The organism is Pseudomonas sp. SMV71, assembly GCF_052042015.1.
Lineage (GTDB): Bacteria > Pseudomonadota > Gammaproteobacteria > Pseudomonadales > Pseudomonadaceae > Aquipseudomonas.
This window is the reverse complement of record NZ_JBKGGU010000020.1, coordinates 29128-50609: the sequence shown is the minus strand read 5'-3', so window position 1 is coordinate 50609 and position 21482 is coordinate 29128. Positions and strand designations below refer to the sequence as shown.

Genomic DNA, 21482 nt, shown 5'->3' with positions numbered 1-21482 from the left:
TATCTGGCAGGTTTCTTCATTCAGGACGGTTTTCAGGTCCGGCCTGCTCAAAAGGAAGGTGACCCTATGCGTATTGACCGTTTAACCAGCAAACTGCAATTGGCCCTGTCCGACGCCCAATCACTGGCGGTCGGCCTGGACCATCCCGGTATCGAGCCGGCGCATTTGATGCAGGCCATGCTCGAACAGCAAGGCGGTTCCATCAAGCCCCTGCTGATGCAGGTGGGCTTTGACGTCAACAGCCTGCGCAAAGAGCTGGCGAAAGAACTCGACCATTTGCCCAAGATCCAGAACCCCACTGGCGATGTGAACATGTCCCAGGACCTGGCGCGCCTGCTCAACCAGGCCGACCGTCTGGCCCAGCAGAAGGGCGACCAGTTCATTTCCAGCGAACTGGTGCTGCTCGCCGCCATGGACGAGAACAGCAAGCTGGGCAAACTGTTGCTCGGCCAGGGTGTGAGCAAGAAGGCCCTGGAAAATGCCATCAACAACCTGCGTGGCGGCGAGGCGGTGAACGACGCCAACCACGAGGAGTCCCGTCAGGCACTGGACAAGTACACCGTCGACCTGACCAAGCGCGCCGAAGAGGGCAAGCTCGACCCGGTGATCGGCCGTGACGACGAAATCCGCCGCACGATCCAGGTATTGCAACGGCGTACCAAGAACAACCCGGTGCTGATCGGTGAACCGGGCGTGGGTAAAACTGCCATCGCCGAAGGCCTGGCCCAGCGCATCATCAATGGCGAAGTGCCGGATGGCCTCAAGGGCAAGCGCCTGCTGTCCCTGGACATGGGGGCACTGATTGCCGGTGCCAAGTACCGTGGCGAGTTCGAAGAACGGCTCAAGGCCCTGCTCAATGAACTGTCGAAGCAGGAAGGACAGATCATCCTGTTCATCGACGAATTGCACACCATGGTCGGTGCGGGCAAGGGCGAGGGCTCGATGGACGCCGGCAACATGCTCAAGCCCGCGCTGGCTCGTGGCGAGTTGCACTGCGTCGGCGCGACCACTCTCAATGAATACCGCCAGTACATTGAAAAGGACGCGGCCCTCGAGCGGCGCTTCCAGAAAGTGCTGGTGGACGAGCCGAGCGAAGAAGACACCATCGCCATCCTGCGCGGCCTGAAAGAGCGCTATGAGGTGCACCACAAGGTGGCGATCACCGATGGCGCGATCATCGCGGCGGCCAAGCTGAGTCATCGCTACATCACCGACCGTCAGTTGCCGGACAAGGCTATCGACCTGATCGACGAGGCCGCCAGCCGCATCCGCATGGAAATCGACTCCAAGCCCGAAGTGCTGGATCGCCTGGAGCGGCGCCTGATTCAACTCAAGGTCGAATCCCAGGCCCTGAAAAAGGAAAGCGACGAAGCGGCGAAGAAACGTCTTGAGAAGTTGCAGGAAGAAATCGTTCGTCACGAACGTGAGTATTCCGATCTCGAGGAAGTCTGGAACTCGGAAAAGGCCGAAGTCCAGGGTTCGGCGCAGATCCAGCAGAAGATCGAACAGTCCCGCCAGGAACTGGAAGCGGCCCGCCGCAAAGGTGATCTCAACCGCATGGCCGAGTTGCAGTACGGGGTGATCCCGGATCTGGAGCGCAGCCTGCAGATGGTCGACCAGCACGGCAAGAGCGAAAACCAGTTGTTGCGCAGCAAGGTCACCGAAGAAGAGATCGCCGAGGTGGTCTCGAAGTGGACCGGGATCCCGGTCTCGAAGATGCTCGAAGGCGAGCGTGACAAGCTGTTGAAGATGGAAAGCCTGCTGCACCAGCGCGTGATCGGCCAGGAAGAAGCGGTGGTGGCGGTGGCCAACGCCGTGCGCCGGTCCCGCGCCGGGTTGTCGGACCCTAACCGTCCGAGCGGTTCGTTCATGTTCCTCGGCCCGACCGGTGTCGGTAAAACCGAGCTGTGCAAGGCCCTGGCCGAATTTCTCTTCGACACTGAAGAGGCCATGGTGCGCATCGACATGTCCGAGTTCATGGAGAAACACTCCGTGGCCAGGCTGATCGGTGCACCACCGGGTTACGTCGGTTACGAAGAGGGCGGTTACCTGACCGAGGCGGTGCGTCGCAAGCCATACTCGGTGATCCTGCTCGACGAGGTCGAGAAGGCTCATCCGGACGTGTTCAATATCTTGCTGCAAGTGCTGGAGGACGGTCGCCTGACCGACAGCCACGGGCGTACGGTGGATTTCCGCAACACGGTGATCGTGATGACTTCCAACCTCGGCTCGGCGCAGATCCAGGAGCTGGTGGGCGACCGCGAAGCGCAGCGTGCTGCGGTAATGGATGCGATTTCCATCCACTTCCGGCCGGAGTTCATCAACCGGGTCGACGAAGTGGTGATTTTCGAGCCGTTGGCTCGCGATCAGATTGCCGGCATCACCGAGATTCAGCTGGGTCGCCTGCGCAGTCGTCTCACCGAGCGCGAGCTCAAGCTGCAATTGAGCGACGAGGCCTTGGACAAGCTGATTGCGGTGGGCTACGACCCGGTGTATGGCGCCCGGCCGCTGAAACGGGCGATCCAGCGCTGGATCGAGAACCCGCTGGCGCAACTGATTCTGTCCGGTCGTTTCATGCCGGGGGAAACCGTGACCGGCACGGTGGAAAACGACGAAATCGTCTTCAACTGACGGTCTGCACGTGCGCTGACCAAATGGCCTCGCGTTGCGAGGCCATTTTTTTCATCAGGCCGTTGAACTCAAAGGAAAAGGCTTGTAAAGTGCGCCCCGCAGTCAGTCACCCGAAGGGTTACTTCTCACTGGGAAGCAATCCAAAATAAGTTGCAAATCATTGTCTTGAAAGCAATTTAGGGGGTTGACAGCGGTTTTGAAGATTGTAGAATAGCGCGCCTCAGACACACGAACGCAGCGATGCAGACGGGTCGAAGAGGTTGAAGCGAGATTCGACAAGCTTCAACGTTGTAACTTGAAATATCAGTTCCGTGATAGCTCAGTCGGTAGAGCAAATGACTGTTAATCATTGGGTCCCAGGTTCGAGTCCTGGTCACGGAGCCATTTCAATCGGGGTATAGCGCAGTCCGGTAGCGCGCCTGCTTTGGGAGCAGGATGTCAGGAGTTCGAATCCCCTTACCCCGACCATATTTGGGTCGTTAGCTCAGTTGGTAGAGCAGTTGGCTTTTAACCAATTGGTCGTAGGTTCGAATCCCACACGACCCACCATTTTTGAGACCAGTTCGCTGGAATCGAATCTTAAGATCAGAGGCCAAAAGCGCTGATCGAGGAAGGCGACTTGCAGAGGTCGCCTTTTTTTTACCGGGGTATAGCGCAGTCCGGTAGCGCGCCTGCTTTGGGAGCAGGATGTCAGGAGTTCGAATCCCCTTACCCCGACCATATTGAAGATCCCCGTATCGAAAGGTGCGGGGATTTTTTTTGCCTGCGAAAAAGCCCAAGGCTTCAAGTTGTCGTACAACTAGCCGATAAATCGCGGATAGGGCCTCGAACCCACTTCACGCCAACAATAAAAAGGCATTCCATTATGTTTCTCCGTCAGTTGAATATTGCGCGCCGTGCCGCGTTGGGTTTTGCCTTGATTGCCCTGTTGGTGGCCTTGCTCGGGGTATTTGCGCTGGGGCAGATGTCGAGCATCCGCGACAGCGAAGTGGCGGTGGAAACCCAGTGGCTGCCGAGTATTCGTGGCGGTGACGAAATTCGCGAATGGATGCTGCGCATTCGCACCATCTCCCTGCGCATGGCCCTGGACCAGGATCCGAAGAATACCTCGGTCTACCGTGGGCAGATGGACGTCCGCGACAAGGAACTGAGCGAAAAAATCGCCAATTACGAAAAGCTCGTTGTGACCCCCGAGGGCAAAGCGCTCTACGACCAGTTCAAGCAGACCTTCGCTGCCTACCGTGCGGGTATCGCGCAATCGTTCATCCTCGCGGAACAAGGGCGTCGAGACGAACTGATCAAGCTGCTGCTGGTGGACATGAAGACCGTGGTGGACGGTTCCGGCAAACAGCTCAACGATCTGGCGGAGCTGTTCTCCAAGCAGGTCGCCATCGAGAGCCAGAAGTCCCAGGAGCACTACGCCAATTCCCGCATGATCGTCAGCCTGTTCATCGTCCTGGCCGCCCTGGCGACGGTGGCCCTGGCGATGTTGTTGACCCGCAGCATCGTCAAGCCCCTGGGGGAGGCGCTGCACGCCGCAGAGAGCGTGGCTGAAGGTGACCTGACCCGGCCGATCGAAACCCATGGCAACGACGAAGTGAGCCGCTTGCTCAAGGCCCTGGCCACAATGCAGCAGAATCTGCGCGATACGTTGCAGAGCATCAGCGGGTCGGCGACGCGGCTGGCGACGGCGGCCGATGAACTGAACGTCGTGACCCTCGACAGCACCCAGAGCCTGCAACAGCAGAACAACGAAATCGAGCAGGCCGCCACGGCCGTCACCGAAATGACCACGGCCGTGGAAGAGGTGGCGCGCAACGCGGTGTCCACCTCCGACGCCACGCGTCAATCCAGTGAGTCGGCGTCCCTGGGCCAGCAGCGGGTCAGCGACACGGTGGACGCAATTGGCGCACTTGCCAACGACGTGGAGGTGACGGGTGGGTTGGTGCAGTCCCTGGCGAACCAGTCACAGGATATCGGCAAGGTGCTGGACGTGATCCGGGCCATCGCCGAGCAGACCAATCTGCTGGCCCTCAACGCCGCCATCGAGGCGGCCCGGGCCGGGGAAAGCGGTCGCGGGTTTGCGGTGGTGGCGGATGAAGTGCGAGCGCTGGCTTATCGCACGCAGCAATCGACCCAGGAAATCGAACAGATGGTCCAGGGCATGCGCAGCGGCGCAACCCAGGCGCTGAACTCGATGCAGGCCAGCTCGACGCGCGCCGCCAGCACCCTGGCGATGGCGGAGCGGGCAGGAGAGGCATTGCAGACCATCACCGCCTCGGTCAGTGAAATCCATGAGCGCAATCTGGTGATCGCCAGCGCAGCGGAAGAACAGGCTCAGGTGGCCCGTGAGGTCGATCGCAACCTGGTGAACATCCGTGATCTGTCGGTGCGCTCGGCCACCGGCGCAGACCAGACCAGTGCGTCCAGCCATGAACTGTCGAAACTGGCGAATTCGTTGCGCACCATGGTGCAGCGGTTTCAGGTGTGATCGATGGCGGGCTCGGGCAGTGATTCTGCCCGAGACTGGATATGACTGTACTGCCGTCATCACGAGCAGGCTCGCTCCCACAGAGAGTGCATTCTCCTGTGGGTACTCGGCTCACTGCGAGCCTGCTCGCGATAGCGGTGCGTCAGGTTCAGTGCAACTTCAGCCGAGGCTCGGTCCCGCGTCCGATCTTGCTCCCCAGCATCAGCATCGCCGTGCGGAACGTGCCGTACAGCGCCATCTGGTGCATGCGGTACAGCGACACGTAGAACATCCGCGCCAGCCAGCCTTCGAGCATTACGCTGCCGGTAAGGTTGCCCATCAGGTTGCCCACCGCCGAGAAGCGCGACAGCGAGATCAGCGAACCGTAGTCGGTGTACTTGTAATGCGGCAGGGCCTTGCCCTCGATTCGCAGCTTCAGGGATCTGGCCAGCAGCGATGCCTGCTGGTGCGCGGCCTGGGCGCGGGGCGGTACGTTGCGGTCGCTGCCCGGTTGCGGGCAAGCGGCGCAGTCGCCGAAGGCGAAGATGTTCTCGTCGCGGGTGGTCTGCAACGTAGGCAGGACCTGCAACTGATTGATGCGATTGGTCTCCAGTCCGTCGATGTCCTTGAGGAACCCCGGTGCACGAATTCCAGCCGCCCAGACCTTGAGGCTCGCATCGATCACTTTGCCGTCAGCGGTGATCAGGCTGTCGGCGGTCACCTGGCTGACGGCGGCGTTGGTCATGACATTGACGCCGAGTTTCTCCAGGGTCTTGTGCACAGGTCCACTGATGCGCTCGGGCAATGCCGGCAGGACGCGCGGCCCGGCTTCGATCAGGGTGATGTGCATGTTTTCCGGCTTGATCCGGTCCAGCCCGTAGGCCGCCAGTTCATGGGCCGCGTTATGTAGCTCGGCGGCCAGTTCGACGCCGGTCGCGCCGGCACCGACAATGGCAACGCTGATGCGCTCTACCGCATCGGTCTGGCCGGCGTGGGCGCGCAGGTAATGGTTGAGCAACTGCTGGTGGAAGCGCTCGGCCTGTTTGCGGGTGTCGAGGAACAGGCAATGTTGTGCCGCGCCTTCGGTGCCAAAGTCATTGGTGGTGCTGCCGACGGCAATGACCAAGGTGTCGTAGGCCAGCTCCCGGGCCGGCAACAGCTCGACGCCCGCTTCGTCATAAGTGGCGGCCAGCTGGATTTTCTTCAGTTGCCGATCCAGTCCGCTCATGCGCCCGAGCTGGAACTCGAAGTGGTTCCATTTGGCCTGGGCGACATAGTTGAGTTCGTCTTCGGAAGAGTTCAGGGAACCGGCGGCCACTTCGTGCAGCAGGGGTTTCCAGATGTGGGTCAGGTTCGCGTCGACCAGCATCACACTGGCCGTGCCGCGCTTGCCCAGAGTCTTACCCAGACGGGTAGCCAACTCCAGGCCGCCGGCGCCGCCGCCGACGATAACAATACGGTGAGTCATGGGGATATCTCGCAAGGCTAAAGGAAATCGGTGCCGTTACCCCCGCGAGCCTGGGTGTCGTGCTGCACAAAAAGAAACGTATCTGTGAAGTACGACACCCGCTCATAGCGTCAGGTAACTGATCAGTCGGCTCAACAGGCCCAGGCCGATGGTCACGGCCACTACCACCACCAGGAGCATCCACGGCCGGAAAGGCCGGCGCTCGACTTGGTGCTGGGACAGTTGCAGGTACTCTTCGACATGCTTCTGGTCATCCGGGTTCAGGCGGCTGGTCATAAAGGCCTCGTCAGGTAGACGTTGCGAAAGGTGCAGACGCTACAACGTCCGCTCCGTGGCATTAATGCAGCGTAGCCGTTCATCAGGTGAGCGTACACGTGCCGGTGTCTGTCGCAAGTCTACAGGCTGATCCCGACGTCGAACACAATGCTGCGGCCCAGGTTGCTGCGCAGGAAGTCCGGTGCGTCGGGGTGGGCGAACAGCACCCGGGCAAAGGTCGGGCCGACCAGCGACAGGGACCGCCAGCCCTGGCGCAAGTACTCGGTGGGCGGTGGAAAATGACTGTTGAGGTCCAGTACTTCGCGCTTGAGGCTGGCGAAGGCAATGATGTCCAGATCGCCCAGGTCCATGCCGCGCTCGGTGTAGTTGTGGGCCTTCTTGCGCAGGGTCGGGGCCAGGCGCAGCAGGAACTCATTGGCCGGGATCCGTCGCGGCTTGGCTTCGCGGCGCACCAGCTGGCTCAGGGAAAACGCACTGCGGCGGCGTTGCAGCTCATCGCGCCATTCGTCATTGAGGCGCCGGCCTTCATCGAGTACGAAGAACACCTCGAAATTGGCGTCGCGAAACAGGACGTCCGGGGGCTCGCCCGCCGGGGCAAACTCATCGGCGCGATAAGGCACGTTAAGCCCTTGCAGCAGTCGCTGGCAGACCCAACGCTCACGCTCCCATTTGCGGGCATTGGAGAGAAAGGCGTTGGCTTGCTCGGCCGCGATGGTCAGCAGGCGTAAATAATCGGAATCATCCATGAGCCCAAGCTTAGCGTTCAATTGCGACAAGCTGAAAGCGTCGCGGTGATTAATGGACGTTATGAGGGGGTAGACTGCTGGTCTGAAGTCACCGTGGCGAGGGAGCTTGCTCCCGTTCGAGCGCGAAGCGGTCGCAAATTCTTTAGGTCTGCTTCGCAGCCCAGCGGGAGCAAGCTTCCTCGCCACACCAGGCTGTTTATGCAAGGACAAGCAAAAGGAGTAGTCCCATGATCGGTGCCGAGCTGCTATCGCCGCAGACACTGACGGTCGGCTGGCTGATCTATGTGCCGGTATTGGCCTGGGCTGTGTGGCGGGCGCCGTGGGTCGAACTGTTCACTGACAGCCGTCGCCAGCATCTGTTGTTCGGCACCGTCCTGGCGCTGTTCCTGCTGTGGCTGGTGCGACGGGATTTCGATACGGGCGTGTCGTATCACTTCATTGGCATGACCGCCGTGACCCTGCTGCTGGATTGGCCGCTGGCGATCCTCGGTGGGCTCATTGCCCAGCTCGCCCTGGTGTTGCTGGGGCGCCAGGACATGGCGGCGCTGGGCATCAACGGTGCGCTGCTGATCCTGCTGCCGGTGCTGGTCACCGAGTGTTGCGCGATCCTGGTGGAGCGGGCCCAGCCGCGTAACCTGTTCGTGTATATCTTCTGCTCGGGATTTCTCGCGGCCGCGCTTTCGGCGCTTTTGTGTCTGCTGTTGGGGCTGGGTCTGCTCTGGTACGACGGGGTTTTCACCATGCCCTACTGGTTGGGGGATTTCATTGGTTACCTGTGGCTGATCATTTTCCCCGAGGCGTTCATCAATGGCATGGTGGTCAGTGCGCTGGTGGTATTCAGTCCCGACTGGCTGGAGACCTTCAACCGTACGCGCTATCTGTCGGCACCCTGGAAGGATGATGACAAGCCTTGATTCACATCAAGGTCGCATCGCCACCCGCCCCTCATGCTCTGGAAAACTTCCAGGAGCACAGCCATGAGTGTTTATGAGTGGGCGAGACAAGAGATCAGGCGTAGTCACGACGCGGCCATGGAGATCGGCTTCGACCCGGGCCTGAGCCTGCGTGCCTTGCTCAGTGCCATCGTGCAACAGAGCAAGACAGTGCGCAGCGTCGAAGACCTGGCCGATGAGTTGAGCTTCCTGGCGGAAAACCTCGACGACGAGCAGGACTACGGTTTCATGCGGCCTTAGTGGTGCGAGCGGGGATTGAAATCCTCGCTGAACAGCTCATCCTCGGCCTCCGGGCTGACCGGGATCTTGTGTTCTTCCGACGCCCAGGCGCCCAGGTCGATCAGTTTGCAGCGATCGGAACAGAACGGTCGGAATTTGCTCTCCGGGCTCCATTCCACAGGGGCGCCGCAGGTCGGGCAATTGACGATTGGGGTCTGGCTCATGACTGGCCTCCACGCAAACTAAGGTAAAAGTGATGCAGGCGCTCGACCTCGCTGTGCAGCCAGGCGAGGTCGCGGTCGTTGACCACCACGTCGTCGGCATGGCTCAGGCGGTCCTGGCGGCTGGACTGGGCCTTGAGGATCGCCTGGACCTGCTGTTCGCTGGTCTGGTCGCGCTGCAAGGTGCGTTCGATCTGCAATTGTTCCGGCGCATCGATCACCAGGATCCGCTGGGTCATGGCGTACTGCCCTGACTCGATCAGCAGCGGCGAAACCAGAATCGCGTAGGCCGATTGTGCCTGGGCCAGATGATGGGCAATTTCCTCCGCGATCAGCGGATGCAGCAGTGCTTCCAGCCAGCGGCGTTCATCGGCGTTCTCGAAGATCAGCTTGCGCAACGCCGCTCGATCCAGCGCGCCATCGGCTTGCAGCACACCGGGGCCAAAGTGCCCGACGATTTTCGCCAGCGCCGGGCGCCCGGGTTCGACCACCCAGCGCGCCGCGTGATCGGCGTCGATGACATGCACACCCAGGTCGATGAAATGCTGGGCCGCCGCGCTCTTGCCGCTGCCAATGCCACCGGTCAGGCCGAGAATCCAGGGTTTTTCCACGGGGCTACTCATAAAAAAGGTCTTGGGGAATCGACATCAGAAACCGACAGACTGCCAATAGAAGTCGGTTATTTGACCACCCCAGAGCAAGGCAATCCAGCCGGCAATAACCAGATAGGGCCCGAAAGGGATCTGCGTCGAACCCGGGGCGTTGCGCAACCGCAGCACAACGACTCCGATCAGCGCCCCCACTAGCGATGACAAGAGCAATGTCAGCGGCAGCAGTTGCCAGCCACCCCAGGCGCCCAGCATCGCCAGTAGTTTGAAGTCGCCATAGCCCATGCCTTCCTTGCCGGTGATCAATTTGAACACCCAGAACACCGACCATAGCGCCAGGTAGCCGGCCACCGCGCCCCACATCGCCTGGTCCAGGGTGACGAACAGCCCGAAGCTGTTGACGATCAGGCCCAGCCATAACAGGGGCAACACCAGCGTATCGGGTAGCAACTGGTGCTCGATGTCGATCAGGCTCATGCCCAGCAGGCCCCAGGTCAGCACCAGCACCATTGCGGCCTGCCAGCCAAAGCCGAAATGCCAGGCGACGAAGGCCGACAACGCGCCGCAGGCCAGTTCGGTCAGCGGATAACGCTTGCCGATGGGGGTTGCGCAGCTGGAGCAGCGCCCGCGCAGCATCAGGTAGCTGAGCAGCGGGATGTTTTCCCAGGCCCGGATGCGATGGCCGCAGTGTGGGCACTCGGAGTGGGGCAGCATCAGGTTGTAGACCGGGCCTGGGGCCTCGGGCGGCAGGCCGAGCAGGTCGTGGGCTTGCAGGCGCCATTCGCGGTCGAGCATTTTCGGCAGGCGCCACGCCAGCACGTTGAGGAAACTGCCGACGATCAGTCCGAGCAATAACGCAGCGAGCACGAAGGCCAGGGGATAGAGCAGGAAAAATTCGCTCAAGGGCATGTCAGATCGCAGAGCCGAGTTGGAAGATGGGCAGGTACATGGCAACCACCAGACCACCGACGACTACGCCAAGGATCACCATGATGAAGGGTTCCATCAGGCTGGTGAGGTTGTCCACCAGATTGTCCACTTCGGCCTCATAAAAACTCGCCACTTTGTCGAGCATGTCGTCCAGCGCACCGGATTCTTCGCCAATGGCGGTCATCTGGATCGCCAGGTTCGGGAAGATCCCTGATGCACGCATGGAGAAATTCAACTGCATGCCGGTCGAGACATCCTGCCGGATACGCTGCACCGCCCGCTTGAACACTACGTTACCAGTGGCGCCGGACACCGAGTCCAGGGCTTCGACCAAGGGCACGCCGGCGGCAAATGTAGTAGAGAGCGTACGGGCGTAGCGGGCCACGGCGGACTTGTACATCAACGCGCCTACCAGCGGCAGCTTGAGCAGCCATTTATCGCGCCAGTCACGAAAACGCTGGGAGCGCTTGAGCGCATACTTCACTGCGAAAAACGCCCCGACCAGCGTGCCAAGCAGCAGGTACCACCACCGCTGCATGAACTCCGACAGGCCGATGACCATCACCGTGAACGCGGGAAGCTCTGCGCCGAACCCCGAGAACACCGACTCGAATTGCGGCACCACCTTGACCAGCAGGATACCGGTCACCACCGCTGCGACCACTATCACGGCGGTGGGGTAGGTCATGGCTTTCTTGATCTTGGCCTTGAGCGCTTCGCTTTTTTCCTTATAGGTCGCGACCCGGTCCAGCAGGGTGTCCAGGGCTCCCGCCTGCTCGCCGGCGTCCACCAGGTTGCAGTACAACTCGTCGAAATACTGCGGGCACTTGCGCAGTGACGCGGCAAAGCTGTTGCCCGCCGCGACCTCCTGTTTGACCTCGTCCACCAGCTTGCGCATGTTGGCGTTGTCGAAGCCTTCGCCGATGATGTCGAACGCCTGCAACAGCGGCACGCCAGCCTTGAGCATGGTTGCCATCTGGCGGGTGAAGAGGGCGATATCCAGCGGTTTGATGCGCTTGCCCTTGCTGAATATCGACGTGGATTTCTTGCGGACTTTCTCCGGATTGATCCCTTGTTTGCGCAGTTGTGCCTTGACCAGCGCCGGGCTCTGGCCCGCCAGCTCGCCGGTCATTTTCGTGCCTTTGCGATCCTTGCCTTCCCAAGTGTAGACATCGGTTTTGACTGCCTTGACCGCCATGTTCAATCCTTGGTGACCCGGTTGATTTCTTCGAGGCTGGTGAGGCCCTGCATGACTTTGAACAGCCCGGAAGTACGAAGGTCGTTGAAACCGTCCTTGCGCATCTGCAGGTCGATTTCCAGCGAATTGCCTTCGGCCATGATCAGTCGTTGCAGCTCGGGTGTGTTCTTGACCACTTCGTAGACCCCCACGCGCCCCTTGTAGCCGTGATTGCATTGGTCGCAACCGACCGGCTCATAGATCGTGAAGGAGCCGATGCGTTCCCGGGGGAAGCCTTCCTTGAGCTGGGTTTCCTCGGGGATCTGGATGGCCTTCTTGCAGTGGGGGCAGAGCTTGCGCGCCAGCCGTTGGGCGATGATCAGGTGCACCGCGGTGGCAATGTTGAACCCTGGGATGCCCATGTTCTGCAGGCGGATCAGGGTTTCGGCGGCACTGTTGGTGTGCAGTGTGGACAGCACCAGATGCCCGGTCTGGGCGGCCTTGATCGCGATCTCGGCGGTTTCCAGGTCACGGATCTCGCCGACCATGATCACGTCCGGGTCCTGGCGCAGGAACGAGCGCAGGGCCTGGGCAAAGTCCAGCCCCTGGCGTGGGTTGACGTTGACCTGGTTGATGCCTTCCATGTTGATTTCCACCGGGTCTTCGGCGGTGGAGATATTGATGTCCACAGTGTTGAGGATATTCAGGCCGGTGTAGAGCGAGACGGTCTTGCCCGAGCCGGTTGGCCCGGTAACCAGGATCAGCCCCTGTGGCTGTTTGAGGGCGGCGACGTACAACTCTTTCTGATCCGGTTCGTAGCCCAGGGCGTCGATACCCATTTGCGCACTGGAGGGGTCAAGGATCCGGATCACCACCTTCTCGCCCCAGAGCGTGGGCAGGGTGTTGACCCGGAAATCGATGGATTTGGTTTTCGACAGGCGCATTTTCAGGCGCCCGTCCTGGGGCTTGCGTCGTTCGGAAATATCCAGGCTGGCCATGACTTTCAGCCGCGCCGCAATACGGGTGGCCAGTTGGATCGGCGGCCTGGCGACTTCTCGCAGCATGCCGTCGGTACGCACCCGCACCCGGTAGGATTTTTCATAGGGCTCGAAGTGCAGGTCGGAGGAGCCGCCCTTGATCGCGTCCAGCAGCATCTTGTTGACGAAGCGCACCACCGGCGCATCGTCGGAATCCTGGCCGGCAATGGCGTCTTGCTTGTGGTCGTCGATCGACTCGATGTCCAGGCCGTCGAGGTCGACGTCGCCCATGCCTTCCAGGCCGGTGCTACTGGACTCGAAGAATTTCTCGATGGCATCGCTGAGCTTGTCATCCTCCACCAGGATGGCTTCGGTGGTCAGCCCGGTACTGAACTGGATGTCATTGATGGCCTGATGATTGGTGGGGTCGGAGATGCCGACGAACAGCTTGTTACCGCGCCGCCACAGCGGCAGGGCATGGTGCTGGCGCACCAGTTTCTCGCTGACCAGGCCCGTGGGTTGGGATTCCTTGTCGAGGCTGTTGAGGTCCAACAGGGCAACGCCGAAATGCTCCGAGGCAATTTCCGCCACCCGGCTGCTCTGCACCAGTTTGTTCTGCACCAGGTAGCTGACCAGGGGCAGGCGACTGCGTTGGGCTTGCTGATTGGCCTGTTGTGCAGTCTGCTCGGTGATCAGTTCGGCCAGTACCAATTGCTTGGTCAGGCCGCTGAGGGCGATGTCATTCATGGGAATACCGGCGGCGGACAGTTCATGACTTATAGCGTAGTCAAGCGTCGACGCCAAACCAGCGGGGCCGGGTGACAAAAAGTGTCAGATAGTGCGGTTGCAGGTATGGGATATCGGCCTCAAGCGTCCTGAAACCCCCTGCCGGCGGGGCCGAGGAGGGTTGGCATGTGCCGTGCAACGGCCGCTTCAGGACATGAGACTTCGACTCATGCTATGGAGATGTCTATGAGCAAGCAAAATGGTTTTACCCTGATCGAGCTGCTGATCGTTGTAGCGATCATTGGCATCCTGGCGACTTTTGCGTTGCCGCAATATTCCAAGTACCAGGCGCGAGCGAAGGCTACCGCCGGGCTCGGTGAGATATCGGCGCTGAAGGTACCGTACGAGGATCAGATGAATCAGGGGGTCAACCCGACAGCGACCAACATGAACATCACAACGCCTACCAGCAATTGCGCAGTTGCCGTCACAGGGACCGCCTCGGCGGGTACTGGCACCATTGTGTGTACGCTCCAGAACGCCCCAGCTGCCGTGGCAGGTAAGACCATCACCCTCAGCCGTGATGCCAACGGAGCATGGACTTGCGCCTCCAACGCCGCCAAGGAATTTCTGCCGACCGGCTGCCCTGGCGTCTGATGCTGCAGAGGCGGGGGAGTCAGCTCCCCCGCCGCAAAAAACTTCGTAATTCATAAGCTTAGAGCAGGCCTGGAATCGGCAAGTTGCATGTTGAAAAATCGGTCGGTCTTGCATTTTGCATGATTCCAAAAATTGCCGCTTCGCTTAACTCCTTGATTTGAAAGATATTATTTTTAATCTATAAACTGGCACAGCCTTCGCACTACTCCTGTTACCCCTGCCGGGACGCACTTCCGGCGGTTTTCTGAGAAAAACAGGAGTTACTCGTATGAAGAAGTTCGCTATCACTGCCGCCGCTGCTACTGCACTGACCCTGTCCATGGCTAGCGCTTTCGCCGAGACCACTCAAGCAACTCAGGCTCCAATGATGCTGGCCGCAGGCGAAGTGACCGAGGCGAAGGAAGCCACCTCCGATACTTGGATCACCACCAAGGTCAAGGCTGACCTGATGACCGAAGACGGTGTTCCAGGCTCCGACATCAAAGTTGAAACCAACAAAGGCGTCGTGTCGCTGTCCTCGACCGTGGCGGTGACTGAAAAGCAGAAAGAACTGGCCGTCTCGATTGCCAAGAAAATCAAAGGCGTCAAGGCCGTGTCGGCTGACGGCCTGAAAGCCGAGTAAGTCTCAAGCTTCTCGCCTGGACCGGGAGAAGGCACGGCGCGCGGGCTGAGTCATACGCGGGCCGTTGCTCTGGTCCATGCAAAAGGCCATACGGATGTGGTCATCACAGGCCCCCCGGCATTTCTGTCGGGGGGCCTGTTCTATTTTGGAAAGGGATTTTGCAGGACTGCCTGTGGGATTGAAGTGCCCCTATCGCGAGCAGGCTCGCTCCCACAGAGAATTGCGCTGAGACACCCGAACCCTGTGGGAGCGAGCCTGCTCGCGATGGCGCCGGTACCGACAATATCATTCAATTGACTAGCGCGGACCTTCAGCGCCCACGCTTGCTGGTAATCTCCACCAGCCGATTCCCTTCGAAACGCAGGTACTGGTACATGCCGCTGTTGGGCCCGTAGGTCCATTCCTCCACCGGGTATTCCTCCCGGCGATTGACACTGCGCTTGTAGCCCAGGTCATCCCGCCCCGTTGGTTCACCGCATTTTTGCAGCACTTCGCTGGCGCGATCGCCCAGACTGATCAACTGACTGCCGCAGCGCAGGGTATTGGCGGCGAACGCTTGATGAGTGGCGAGCAGCAGACCCAGGCCCAGCCCGTACAGGTATTTCATATTCATTCGGCATCCAGGTGCATGGGGGTGATCACGCGGCCGTCGCTCTCGGCCTGGCCGAGGTTGGCATCGATGAAGTACACGCGGTCATCAGCCAGGCGGCCCTTGTCCACCAGGAAGTCCTTGATGCTGCCGGCGCGCTCCTGGCCCAGTTGACGCAGCAGTACGTCGCTGCCACTCCAGAACTTAATCACCTCTTCGCGCAGTTTTTCGGTGCGGGCCTTTTTGTCCAACTGCGCCCATTCGGCCGGCGGCTGGGCCTTGAGACGGGTGCGATAGATGCCTTCGAGCAGCGGCGCCTTCTCATCCTCCAGCACTTGCAGCAGCGAGGCCTGGGCCGGGACTTTGTCGCCGCGACGTTGCAGCATCTTGTAGTAGTTGTACTGGTATTCGCGTTCCAGGCGCTGGGCGGCGAGCAGCGGGCCGTCGCTGCTCTCGGCGGCGGTGCCTTCGATCTCCAGACGCAGCTCAGGGCGCTTGCCCAAGGCTTCGGAGAGCTTGAGGAGTACGCTTTCGTTTTCCTTGCTCAGGTCACTGGAGCCCGGAGCGAACGCTACGCTGCCCAGGTCCTCGGAACCGCCACCGGACACCAACCCCCCGATGAGCTTGAATGGTGCCTGGGCTGCACGCACCACCAGGTTGCGCAGGGTCTGCCAGACAATCGGCATGACGCTGAACTGCGGATCGTTGAGGTTGCCGGTGACCGGCAGTTCAATGGAAATCTTGCCTTCGGAATCCTTGAGCAGCGCGACGGCCAGTTTCAGCGGCAAGCTCACGGCGTCCGGGCTGTCGACTTTTTCACCCAATTGCAGCTGCTCGACGACCACTTTGTTTTCGGCCTGGAGCTGACCCTTAGTGATGCGGTAATGCAGATCGAGATTGAGCCGGCCCTTGCGGATGCGATAGCCGGCGAACTTGCCGGAGTAGGGCGTCAGAGTGGTCAGCTCGACCCGTTTGAAGCTGGTGGCGATATCCAGGCTGGCCATCGGATCGAAGGGGGTAAGGGCACCTTTGATGGTAACTGGCGCATAGCGATCGACCTTGCCTTTGACGTCGACGCTGGCCGGCTTGGCCTGGCGACTGTCAATGGTGCCGATCTGGCCGTTGAGCTGCTGGATGGCCGTGGCGAAATTAGGCGTCAGGCTGAAGTCGGCGAAGTTGGCCGAGCCGTCATTGATGGCGATCCCGCCGATGTGGATACCCAATGGCTTGTCCTGGGACGCCGGTTTTGCCGCAGCGCTCTTCGCACCACCGTCGACCGGTTGCGGGATCAGCAGGTCGTCGACATTGGTGGTGCGGTCGTCGTTGATCATGAACCGCGCGTAGGGCTGGAACAGGTTGACCTTGTCGATGGACAGGCTGTCGCCATGCTGATAGCTGAGGCCTTCGAGGACCAGGCTCTGCCACTTCACGAAATCACGGGTCTTGAGTGTGTCGAGGGTGTGCAATTGATCGACCTGGGCGCGGCCAGTGACGGCAAAGGCCAGCGGCTCGGTGCTCTTGAGGTCGACCGCCAGGTCACTGCCGAGCATCCCGGAGCGCAGCTCCAGACGAATGAATGGGTTGATATAGGACTGAGCGACGCGCAGGTCGATGTCTTGCGTCTTGACCTTGAGCCGGGCGCTGATCGGGTTCAGGTTGACCTCGCCATCGGCCAGGATTTTGCCTTGTTTACCCACGCCAGTGTCCAGCTTGAGGGTAAACGGTGAGCCGTTGAGGGTGTCATAGTTCTGCAAATCCAGGTTCAACGGGCCGACTTCCAGCGCCACGTTGGGTTGCGCCTGGCGGTCGGCCAGATGCACCTGGTAATTGCGCAATTGGACATCTTTGAGCAGTACCTGCCACGGCTTGCCTGGCGCTGGCGGCGTGGCGGGCGGCGAATCGGCGGCGGCCGGGGCCGATGCCGGCTCGACCTTGACTTGCGGCTTGGCCGGCTGGCTGGCGAAGAGTTTCTGCCAGTCCAGTTGTCCGTCGGCTTCGCGGGCCGCCCAGGTTTCCAGCTTCTGGCTGCGGATCTTGCCTACCACCACTTGCTGTTTGGCAAGGTCGACCGTGGTTTCGCTGACGTCCAGGCGTTCGAGTTTCGCCAGCGGACGGCCGTCCGGTGCCTTGATGGCGAAGGGCGCGACGCTGACCGCTACGTTGCTGAGCAGCAGTTCGGTTTCCTTGGCCAGGTTGAGCTTGTAGTCGGTACTCAGGTTGAGCACGCCGTCTTCAAGCACCAGGGGCACCGCATCGCGCACGTAGGGCCACCAGGCTTTCATCTGGCCGTCGGTGACCTTGAGCTTGCCCTCGGAGGCGATGGGAGAAAGGCTGAAATTACCGGTCCAGTCGATCTGGCCGCCCGCTGGACCGGCAGCCACCAGGGTCATGTCGGCGCTGTCGTCGGGCAGGGTGCTGAGGTTTTTGAGCTCGAAATCGAGGGCGTCGTAGAGAAATTCGATGGGCTCGCTGGGGCGCAGGTCCTGGAAGTGCACGTAGCCGCTGGCGAGCTTGATGCGGTCGACCCGCAGGGGGAATGGCTTGGCATCGGGATCGGCCGGCTTGGGTTCGCTGGCTGGCAGCTTGAACAGGCCCAGCAGGTTCAGCTGGCCGTCCTTGGCGAACACCACCTCGGTCTTGGGTTTGTCCAGTTCGATGTCGGCCAGGTGCAACGCCCCCGTCCACAGGCTGTCGAGTTGCAGATTGGCGCAGAGTCGTTCGAAGCCGACTTGTTCCTTGCCCGGTTCGCCGATGTTCAGGCCCCAGAGAGTGACCTCGAGGCTGAAAGGATTGAGTTCAAGGCGCTGGATCCGGGCCGGCACCGTAACGTGCTCGGCCAACTGCTGATTGGCGATCCGCAAGGCGATGCCCGGCAGGATCAGGAACCCCAACAGGCTGTAGAGGGCCAGTGCGGTCAACAGGGCGCCAAGTGCGCGGATCAATCCTTTGGACATGTTCGGTTTCATCTGGTGTGAATCGGAGTGCCTTGGAGTATGGCACGCGTTTACGGTTCCGAAGCCACTGTGATTTATGAGATTTGTCCGTTTTTCGAGTAGGAGTTCCCCGACAGATTCACAGCTGCAGAATCAAAGTCTTGAGCGGTGGTTGGTGGTCCATTGAGGGGAAGTCGCTGGCGGGCGTCAGTACACTCCACTCGCGCACTGGGCGGCCGGCCTTTTCCGCGCAGCGAAGCACTTGCTCGCGCCAGTCATCCATGGGGACTTTCGCCAGGTTGTTGCAGCAGATCAGCACGCCGTTTTCGGCGGTGGTGAGCAGCGCCGGTTTGAGCAGGCTCTGATAGTCGCGTAGCAGGTCGACAGTGCCGAAGGCGCTCTTGGCCCAGGCCGGTGGGTCGAGCAGCACCAGATCATACTGGCGTTGCTCCAGGCGCACGTAGCTTGGCAGTTTCTGCCCGCGGCGCTGGCTGATAGGCAAGCCGGCCAACTGGCGGATGGCCGGGAAGTAATCCGATTGCACGAATTCCATGGTCGGCAGCCCGGGGTTGAGCAGGCCGTTTTCGCGTCCCACCGCCAGGTTGCCTTCGGCGAAGTCCAGGTTACACACTTCCCGCGCGCCACCGGCTGCGGCGCTCAGGCCGACGCCGCAGGTGTAGGCAAACAGGTTGAGTACGCTTTTGTTACGGCTATGCGCCTTGACCCAGCCGCGGGCGTTGCGCAGGTCGAGGAACAACAACGGATCCTGCCCGGCGTGGCGTCCGCGAACACGGTAGTTCAGGCCCCACTCATGGCCGATCAGGTCTTGTAGGGCGGCTTCTTCGGCCTGGTAGACCGTGTCCTGGCGATCGATGCGCGAATTGCCTCGGGCGCGGTCGTTGTACACCAGCAGCGTGTCCAGGCCCAGGTGTTCGTTGACAATGCCATGCAGCTGCAGCAACGCCTCGCGCTCCAGCGACTGGTGGAAGCTTTGCACCAGCAATTGCGGCCCGTAGCGGTCGACGGTCAGGCCGGGTGCGCCTTCCTGGCTGCCATGGAACAGGCGATAGCAATCGGTGCCTTGCTGGTGCAATTGGCCGAGCAGGTCGTGACGCTGGTCGAGGGCGGCGCGCAGCGCCTGATTCAAAGAGGACATGCCGTGCGCGCCTTAGAGAAATGAGGCGCGGGAGTTTAACAGTTATGGACAGTGTATGCGGTTCAGAGCCGAGCACTGACCGTGGCGAGGGAGCAAGCTCTCTCGCCACGGGGGGATTCAGCGATTCAGGCGCTTCTCGATCAATCCCTCAACCACGCTCGGATCGGCCAGGGTCGAGGTGTCGCCCAGGTTGTCGAGTTCGTTGCAGGCGATCTTGCGCAGGATGCGGCGCATGATCTTGCCCGAGCGAGTCTTGGGCAGTGCCGGTGCCCATTGGATCAGCTCCGGTTTGGCGAAGCTGCCGATTTCCTTGCTGACATGAGCCAGCAGTTCTTTCTTCAATTCGTCATTGGCCTCCACGCCGTTCATTGGCGTGACAAAGGCGTAGATGCCCTGGCCTTTGAGATCGTGCGGATAACCGACCACCGCGGCCTCGGCGATGCTGTCGTGCAACACCAGGGCGCTCTCCACCTCGGCGGTGCCGATGCGATGGCCGGAGACGTTGATCACGTCGTCGATGCGCCCGGTGATCCAGTAATCGCCGTCTTCGTCGCGGCGGGCTCCGTCGCCCGTGAAGTAGTAGCCGGGGTAGGGCTTGAAGTAGGTGTCGACCATGCGTTGATGATCGCCATAGACACTCCGGATCTGCGCCGGCCAGCTGGACTTGATCGCCAGCACGCCGCTCCCGGCACCCTGGATTTCCTTGCCGGTTTCATCCAGCAGCACCGGTTGTACGCCAAACATCGGCCGGGTGGCGCAGCCCGGCTTGAGCCGCGGCGCGCTCACCAGCGGGCTGAGCATGATGCCGCCGGTCTCGGTCTGCCACCAGGTGTCGACAATCGGGCAGCGCTGTTCGCCGACTGCATTGAAATACCATTCCCACGCCTCGGGGTTGATCGGCTCACCGACACTGCCGAGCAAGCGCAGGCTCTTGCGCGAGGTTTCTTGCAGTGGCGCGGCGCCTTCGCGCATCAACGCACGCAGGGCGGTGGGTGCGGTGTAGAAAATGTTGACCTGATGTTTGTCGATGACCTGCCAGAAGCGCGAACTGCTGGGATAGCTGGGCACGCCTTCGAAAATCAGCGTCGTGGCGCCGTTGGCCAAGGGGCCGTAGACGATGTAGCTGTGGCCGGTGACCCAACCGACGTCGGCGGTGCACCAGAACACTTCGTTGTCGCGGCAATCGAGTACGTACTTGAAGGTCATCGCCGCTTGCAACAGATAGCCGCCGGTGGTGTGCAACACGCCCTTGGGTTTGCCGGTGCTGCCAGAGGTATAGAGGATAAACAGTGGGTCCTCGGCGTCCATCGGCTCGGGCGGGCAGTCGTCGCTCATGTCGTGCATGGCCTGGTGGTACCACAGGTCACGACCTTCAACCCAGTTCACCTCGCCCTGGGTGCGCTCGACTACCAGCACGGTACTGACGTCCGGACAGCTTTCCAGCGCTTTGTCGACATTGCGCTTGAGTGCAATGAAGCGCCCGCCGCGCACACCTTCATCTGCGGTGATGACGGTGCGGCAGTCGGCATCGAGAATCCGATCGCGCAACGAATCCGGCGAGAAGCCACCGAACACCACTGAATGCACCGCGCCAATGCGGGTACAGGCAAGCATGGCGTAGGCCGCTTCCGGAATCATCGGCATGTAAATGCAGACCCGGTCGCCTTTCTTCACGCCACGGCTCTTCAGCACGTTGGCCAAGCGGCATACGTGATTGTGGAGTTTCTTGTAAGTGATCTGCGCCGATTCGGCAGGGTTGTCGCCTTCCCAGATAATCGCAATCTGGTCGCCTCGACTGTCCAGGTGGCGGTCGATGCAATTGGCGCTGACATTCAGCTTGCCCCCGGCGAACCAAGTGGCATCGCCATTCTTGAGGTCATAGCGCTGGACGGTCTGCCAGGGCGTCATCCAGTCGAGAAAACGCTTGGCCTGCGCGCCCCAGAAAGCGCTGGGGTGCTCAATGGATTCCTTGTAGAGCCGCTGGTACTCGTCCTGAGTCAGTTGCGCAGCCTGGCGGACGGCATCGGCTTGTGGGTACTGGCTGATATCGAACATGACGGCTCCTTATTCTTGTTTTGCGACAAGACATAAAGATGCTCCGAGTAGCCAAAGGGTTCAAGCCA

General features: G+C 60.8%; 18 protein-coding genes, 4 tRNA genes and 1 pseudogene. 11 read left to right on the top strand and 12 right to left on the bottom strand.

The annotated features are described in order from the left end of the window. Positions 1–66 precede the first annotated feature (66 nt). From clpB to ACLEJQ_RS19950, 7 genes and pseudogenes are all read left to right on the top strand, one after another. The gene (gene clpB, locus ACLEJQ_RS19980; protein ID WP_440797737.1) at positions 67–2631 is read left to right on the top strand and encodes an ATP-dependent chaperone ClpB; all 2565 of its coding nucleotides are present in this window, start codon (positions 67–69) and stop codon (positions 2629–2631) included. A 308-nt stretch (positions 2632–2939) separates the two neighbouring features. Beyond that, positions 2940–3015 (top strand) — tRNA-Asn (locus ACLEJQ_RS19975). Positions 3016–3022: 7 nt separating this feature from the next. After that, positions 3023–3099, top strand: a tRNA-Pro gene (locus tag ACLEJQ_RS19970). Positions 3100–3104: 5 nt separating this feature from the next. Further along, a tRNA-Lys gene (locus ACLEJQ_RS19965) sits at positions 3105–3180 on the top strand. Positions 3181–3274: 94 nt separating this feature from the next. Further along, positions 3275–3351, top strand: a tRNA-Pro gene (locus ACLEJQ_RS19960). A gap of 145 nt (positions 3352–3496) precedes the next feature. Continuing rightward, positions 3497–4267 (top strand): annotated as a pseudogene (locus ACLEJQ_RS19955) (MCP four helix bundle domain-containing protein); the annotation flags it as partial. Further along, on the top strand, positions 4259–5122 hold the full coding sequence (locus ACLEJQ_RS19950; protein WP_440797817.1) for a methyl-accepting chemotaxis protein: 864 nt from the start codon (positions 4259–4261) through the stop codon (positions 5120–5122). The pseudogene ACLEJQ_RS19955 and the gene ACLEJQ_RS19950, both read left to right, overlap by 9 nt. Positions 5123–5270: 148 nt before the next feature. On the opposite strand, the gene ACLEJQ_RS19945 is transcribed toward ACLEJQ_RS19950, so the two are convergent. The 3 genes from ACLEJQ_RS19945 to ACLEJQ_RS19935 form a co-directional block, all read right to left on the bottom strand. Next, the gene (locus tag ACLEJQ_RS19945; protein ID WP_440797735.1) at positions 5271–6569 is read right to left on the bottom strand and encodes an NAD(P)/FAD-dependent oxidoreductase; all 1299 of its coding nucleotides are present in this window, start codon (positions 6567–6569) and stop codon (positions 5271–5273) included. Between the two features lie 102 nt (positions 6570–6671). After that, positions 6672–6845 (bottom strand): DUF3094 domain-containing protein, encoded by a 174-nt coding sequence (locus ACLEJQ_RS19940; protein WP_440797733.1) that lies wholly within the window; start codon positions 6843–6845, stop codon positions 6672–6674. A 119-nt stretch (positions 6846–6964) separates the two neighbouring features. Continuing rightward, positions 6965–7591 (bottom strand): DUF1780 domain-containing protein, encoded by a 627-nt coding sequence (locus ACLEJQ_RS19935; RefSeq protein ID WP_245140946.1) that lies wholly within the window; start codon positions 7589–7591, stop codon positions 6965–6967. A 227-nt stretch (positions 7592–7818) separates the two neighbouring features. Here ACLEJQ_RS19935 and ACLEJQ_RS19930 point away from each other — a divergent pair, with 227 nt between their 5' ends. Both ACLEJQ_RS19930 and ACLEJQ_RS19925 read left to right on the top strand, forming a co-directional pair. After that, positions 7819–8505 carry an energy-coupling factor ABC transporter permease gene (locus ACLEJQ_RS19930; protein ID WP_440797731.1) on the top strand — a complete coding sequence of 229 codons (687 nt, stop codon included), beginning with the start codon at positions 7819–7821 and terminating at the stop codon, positions 8503–8505. Positions 8506–8568: 63 nt separating this feature from the next. Continuing rightward, positions 8569–8784: a hypothetical protein gene (locus ACLEJQ_RS19925; protein ID WP_003185533.1), complete on the top strand. Its 216-nt coding sequence runs from the start codon at positions 8569–8571 to the stop codon at positions 8782–8784. Here the strand turns inward: ACLEJQ_RS19925 and yacG are convergent. The 5 genes from yacG to pilB are packed head-to-tail and all read right to left on the bottom strand — an operon-like array spanning position 8781 to position 13423. Next, a complete protein-coding gene (yacG, locus tag ACLEJQ_RS19920; RefSeq protein WP_440797728.1) occupies positions 8781–8987 on the bottom strand; it encodes a DNA gyrase inhibitor YacG in 207 nt (68 codons plus the stop codon). The genes ACLEJQ_RS19925 and yacG overlap by 4 nt on opposite strands. Beyond that, positions 8984–9607, bottom strand: coding sequence for a dephospho-CoA kinase (gene coaE, locus ACLEJQ_RS19915; RefSeq protein WP_440797726.1), 624 nt, complete (start codon positions 9605–9607; stop codon positions 8984–8986). Before coaE ends, yacG begins: the two co-directional genes overlap by 4 nt. Positions 9608–9631: 24 nt before the next feature. Beyond that, entirely contained in the window at positions 9632–10501 is an 870-nt protein-coding gene (locus ACLEJQ_RS19910; protein WP_440797724.1) for a prepilin peptidase, read from the bottom strand. Position 10502: 1 nt separating this feature from the next. After that, positions 10503–11720 (bottom strand): type II secretion system F family protein, encoded by a 1218-nt coding sequence (locus ACLEJQ_RS19905; RefSeq protein WP_440797722.1) that lies wholly within the window; start codon positions 11718–11720, stop codon positions 10503–10505. Positions 11721–11722: 2 nt separating this feature from the next. Next, entirely contained in the window at positions 11723–13423 is a 1701-nt protein-coding gene (gene pilB, locus ACLEJQ_RS19900) for a type IV-A pilus assembly ATPase PilB (RefSeq protein WP_440797720.1), read from the bottom strand. A 225-nt stretch (positions 13424–13648) separates the two neighbouring features. Here pilB and ACLEJQ_RS19895 point away from each other — a divergent pair, with 225 nt between their 5' ends. Beyond that, positions 13649–14059 carry a pilin gene (locus ACLEJQ_RS19895; protein ID WP_440797719.1) on the top strand — a complete coding sequence of 137 codons (411 nt, stop codon included), beginning with the start codon at positions 13649–13651 and terminating at the stop codon, positions 14057–14059. Between the two features lie 268 nt (positions 14060–14327). Beyond that, positions 14328–14681, top strand: a complete 354-nt coding sequence (locus tag ACLEJQ_RS19890) for a BON domain-containing protein (protein WP_440797717.1) — start codon at positions 14328–14330, stop codon at positions 14679–14681. A gap of 310 nt (positions 14682–14991) precedes the next feature. On the opposite strand, the gene ACLEJQ_RS19885 is transcribed toward ACLEJQ_RS19890, so the two are convergent. The 4 genes from ACLEJQ_RS19885 to acs all read right to left on the bottom strand — a co-directional run bounded on the left by ACLEJQ_RS19885 (position 14992) and on the right by acs (position 21414). Then, entirely contained in the window at positions 14992–15288 is a 297-nt protein-coding gene (locus ACLEJQ_RS19885) for a DUF2845 domain-containing protein (protein WP_440797815.1), read from the bottom strand. A gap of 2 nt (positions 15289–15290) precedes the next feature. Next, a complete protein-coding gene (locus ACLEJQ_RS19880; RefSeq protein ID WP_440797715.1) occupies positions 15291–18224 on the bottom strand; it encodes a DUF748 domain-containing protein in 2934 nt (977 codons plus the stop codon). 118 nt (positions 18225–18342) lie between these two features. Continuing rightward, positions 18343–19359 (bottom strand): class I SAM-dependent rRNA methyltransferase, encoded by a 1017-nt coding sequence (locus ACLEJQ_RS19875; RefSeq protein WP_440797713.1) that lies wholly within the window; start codon positions 19357–19359, stop codon positions 18343–18345. A gap of 117 nt (positions 19360–19476) precedes the next feature. Further along, a complete protein-coding gene (gene acs, locus ACLEJQ_RS19870) occupies positions 19477–21414 on the bottom strand; it encodes an acetate--CoA ligase (protein ID WP_440797711.1) in 1938 nt (645 codons plus the stop codon). Positions 21415–21482: the final 68 nt, after the last annotated feature.

Bases quoted from the DNA above. Each gene is read 5' to 3' on its own strand.
- yacG (WP_440797728.1), bottom strand. From the start codon at position 8,987: ATGAGCCAGACCCCAATCGTCAATTGCCCGACCTGCGGCGCCCCTGTG.
- ACLEJQ_RS19890 (WP_440797717.1), top strand. From the start codon at position 14,328: ATGAAGAAGTTCGCTATCACTGCCGCCGCTGCTACTGCACTGACCCTG.
- ACLEJQ_RS19930 (WP_440797731.1), top strand. From the start codon at position 7,819: ATGATCGGTGCCGAGCTGCTATCGCCGCAGACACTGACGGTCGGCTGG.
- ACLEJQ_RS19935 (WP_245140946.1), bottom strand. From the start codon at position 7,591: ATGGATGATTCCGATTATTTACGCCTGCTGACCATCGCGGCCGAGCAA.
- ACLEJQ_RS19945 (WP_440797735.1), bottom strand. From the start codon at position 6,569: ATGACTCACCGTATTGTTATCGTCGGCGGCGGCGCCGGCGGCCTGGAG.
- ACLEJQ_RS19910 (WP_440797724.1), bottom strand. From the start codon at position 10,501: ATGCCCTTGAGCGAATTTTTCCTGCTCTATCCCCTGGCCTTCGTGCTC.
- ACLEJQ_RS19880 (WP_440797715.1), bottom strand. From the start codon at position 18,224: ATGTCCAAAGGATTGATCCGCGCACTTGGCGCCCTGTTGACCGCACTG.
- ACLEJQ_RS19925 (WP_003185533.1), top strand. From the start codon at position 8,569: ATGAGTGTTTATGAGTGGGCGAGACAAGAGATCAGGCGTAGTCACGAC.
- ACLEJQ_RS19940 (WP_440797733.1), bottom strand. From the start codon at position 6,845: ATGACCAGCCGCCTGAACCCGGATGACCAGAAGCATGTCGAAGAGTAC.
- ACLEJQ_RS19895 (WP_440797719.1), top strand. From the start codon at position 13,649: ATGAGCAAGCAAAATGGTTTTACCCTGATCGAGCTGCTGATCGTTGTA.
- ACLEJQ_RS19875 (WP_440797713.1), bottom strand. From the start codon at position 19,359: ATGTCCTCTTTGAATCAGGCGCTGCGCGCCGCCCTCGACCAGCGTCAC.
- pilB (WP_440797720.1), bottom strand. From the start codon at position 13,423: ATGAATGACATCGCCCTCAGCGGCCTGACCAAGCAATTGGTACTGGCC.
- ACLEJQ_RS19950 (WP_440797817.1), top strand. From the start codon at position 4,259: ATGCAGCAGAATCTGCGCGATACGTTGCAGAGCATCAGCGGGTCGGCG.
- coaE (WP_440797726.1), bottom strand. From the start codon at position 9,607: ATGAGTAGCCCCGTGGAAAAACCCTGGATTCTCGGCCTGACCGGTGGC.
- ACLEJQ_RS19905 (WP_440797722.1), bottom strand. From the start codon at position 11,720: ATGGCGGTCAAGGCAGTCAAAACCGATGTCTACACTTGGGAAGGCAAG.
- acs (WP_440797711.1), bottom strand. From the start codon at position 21,414: ATGTTCGATATCAGCCAGTACCCACAAGCCGATGCCGTCCGCCAGGCT.
- clpB (WP_440797737.1), top strand. From the start codon at position 67: ATGCGTATTGACCGTTTAACCAGCAAACTGCAATTGGCCCTGTCCGAC.
- ACLEJQ_RS19885 (WP_440797815.1), bottom strand. From the start codon at position 15,288: ATGAAATACCTGTACGGGCTGGGCCTGGGTCTGCTGCTCGCCACTCAT.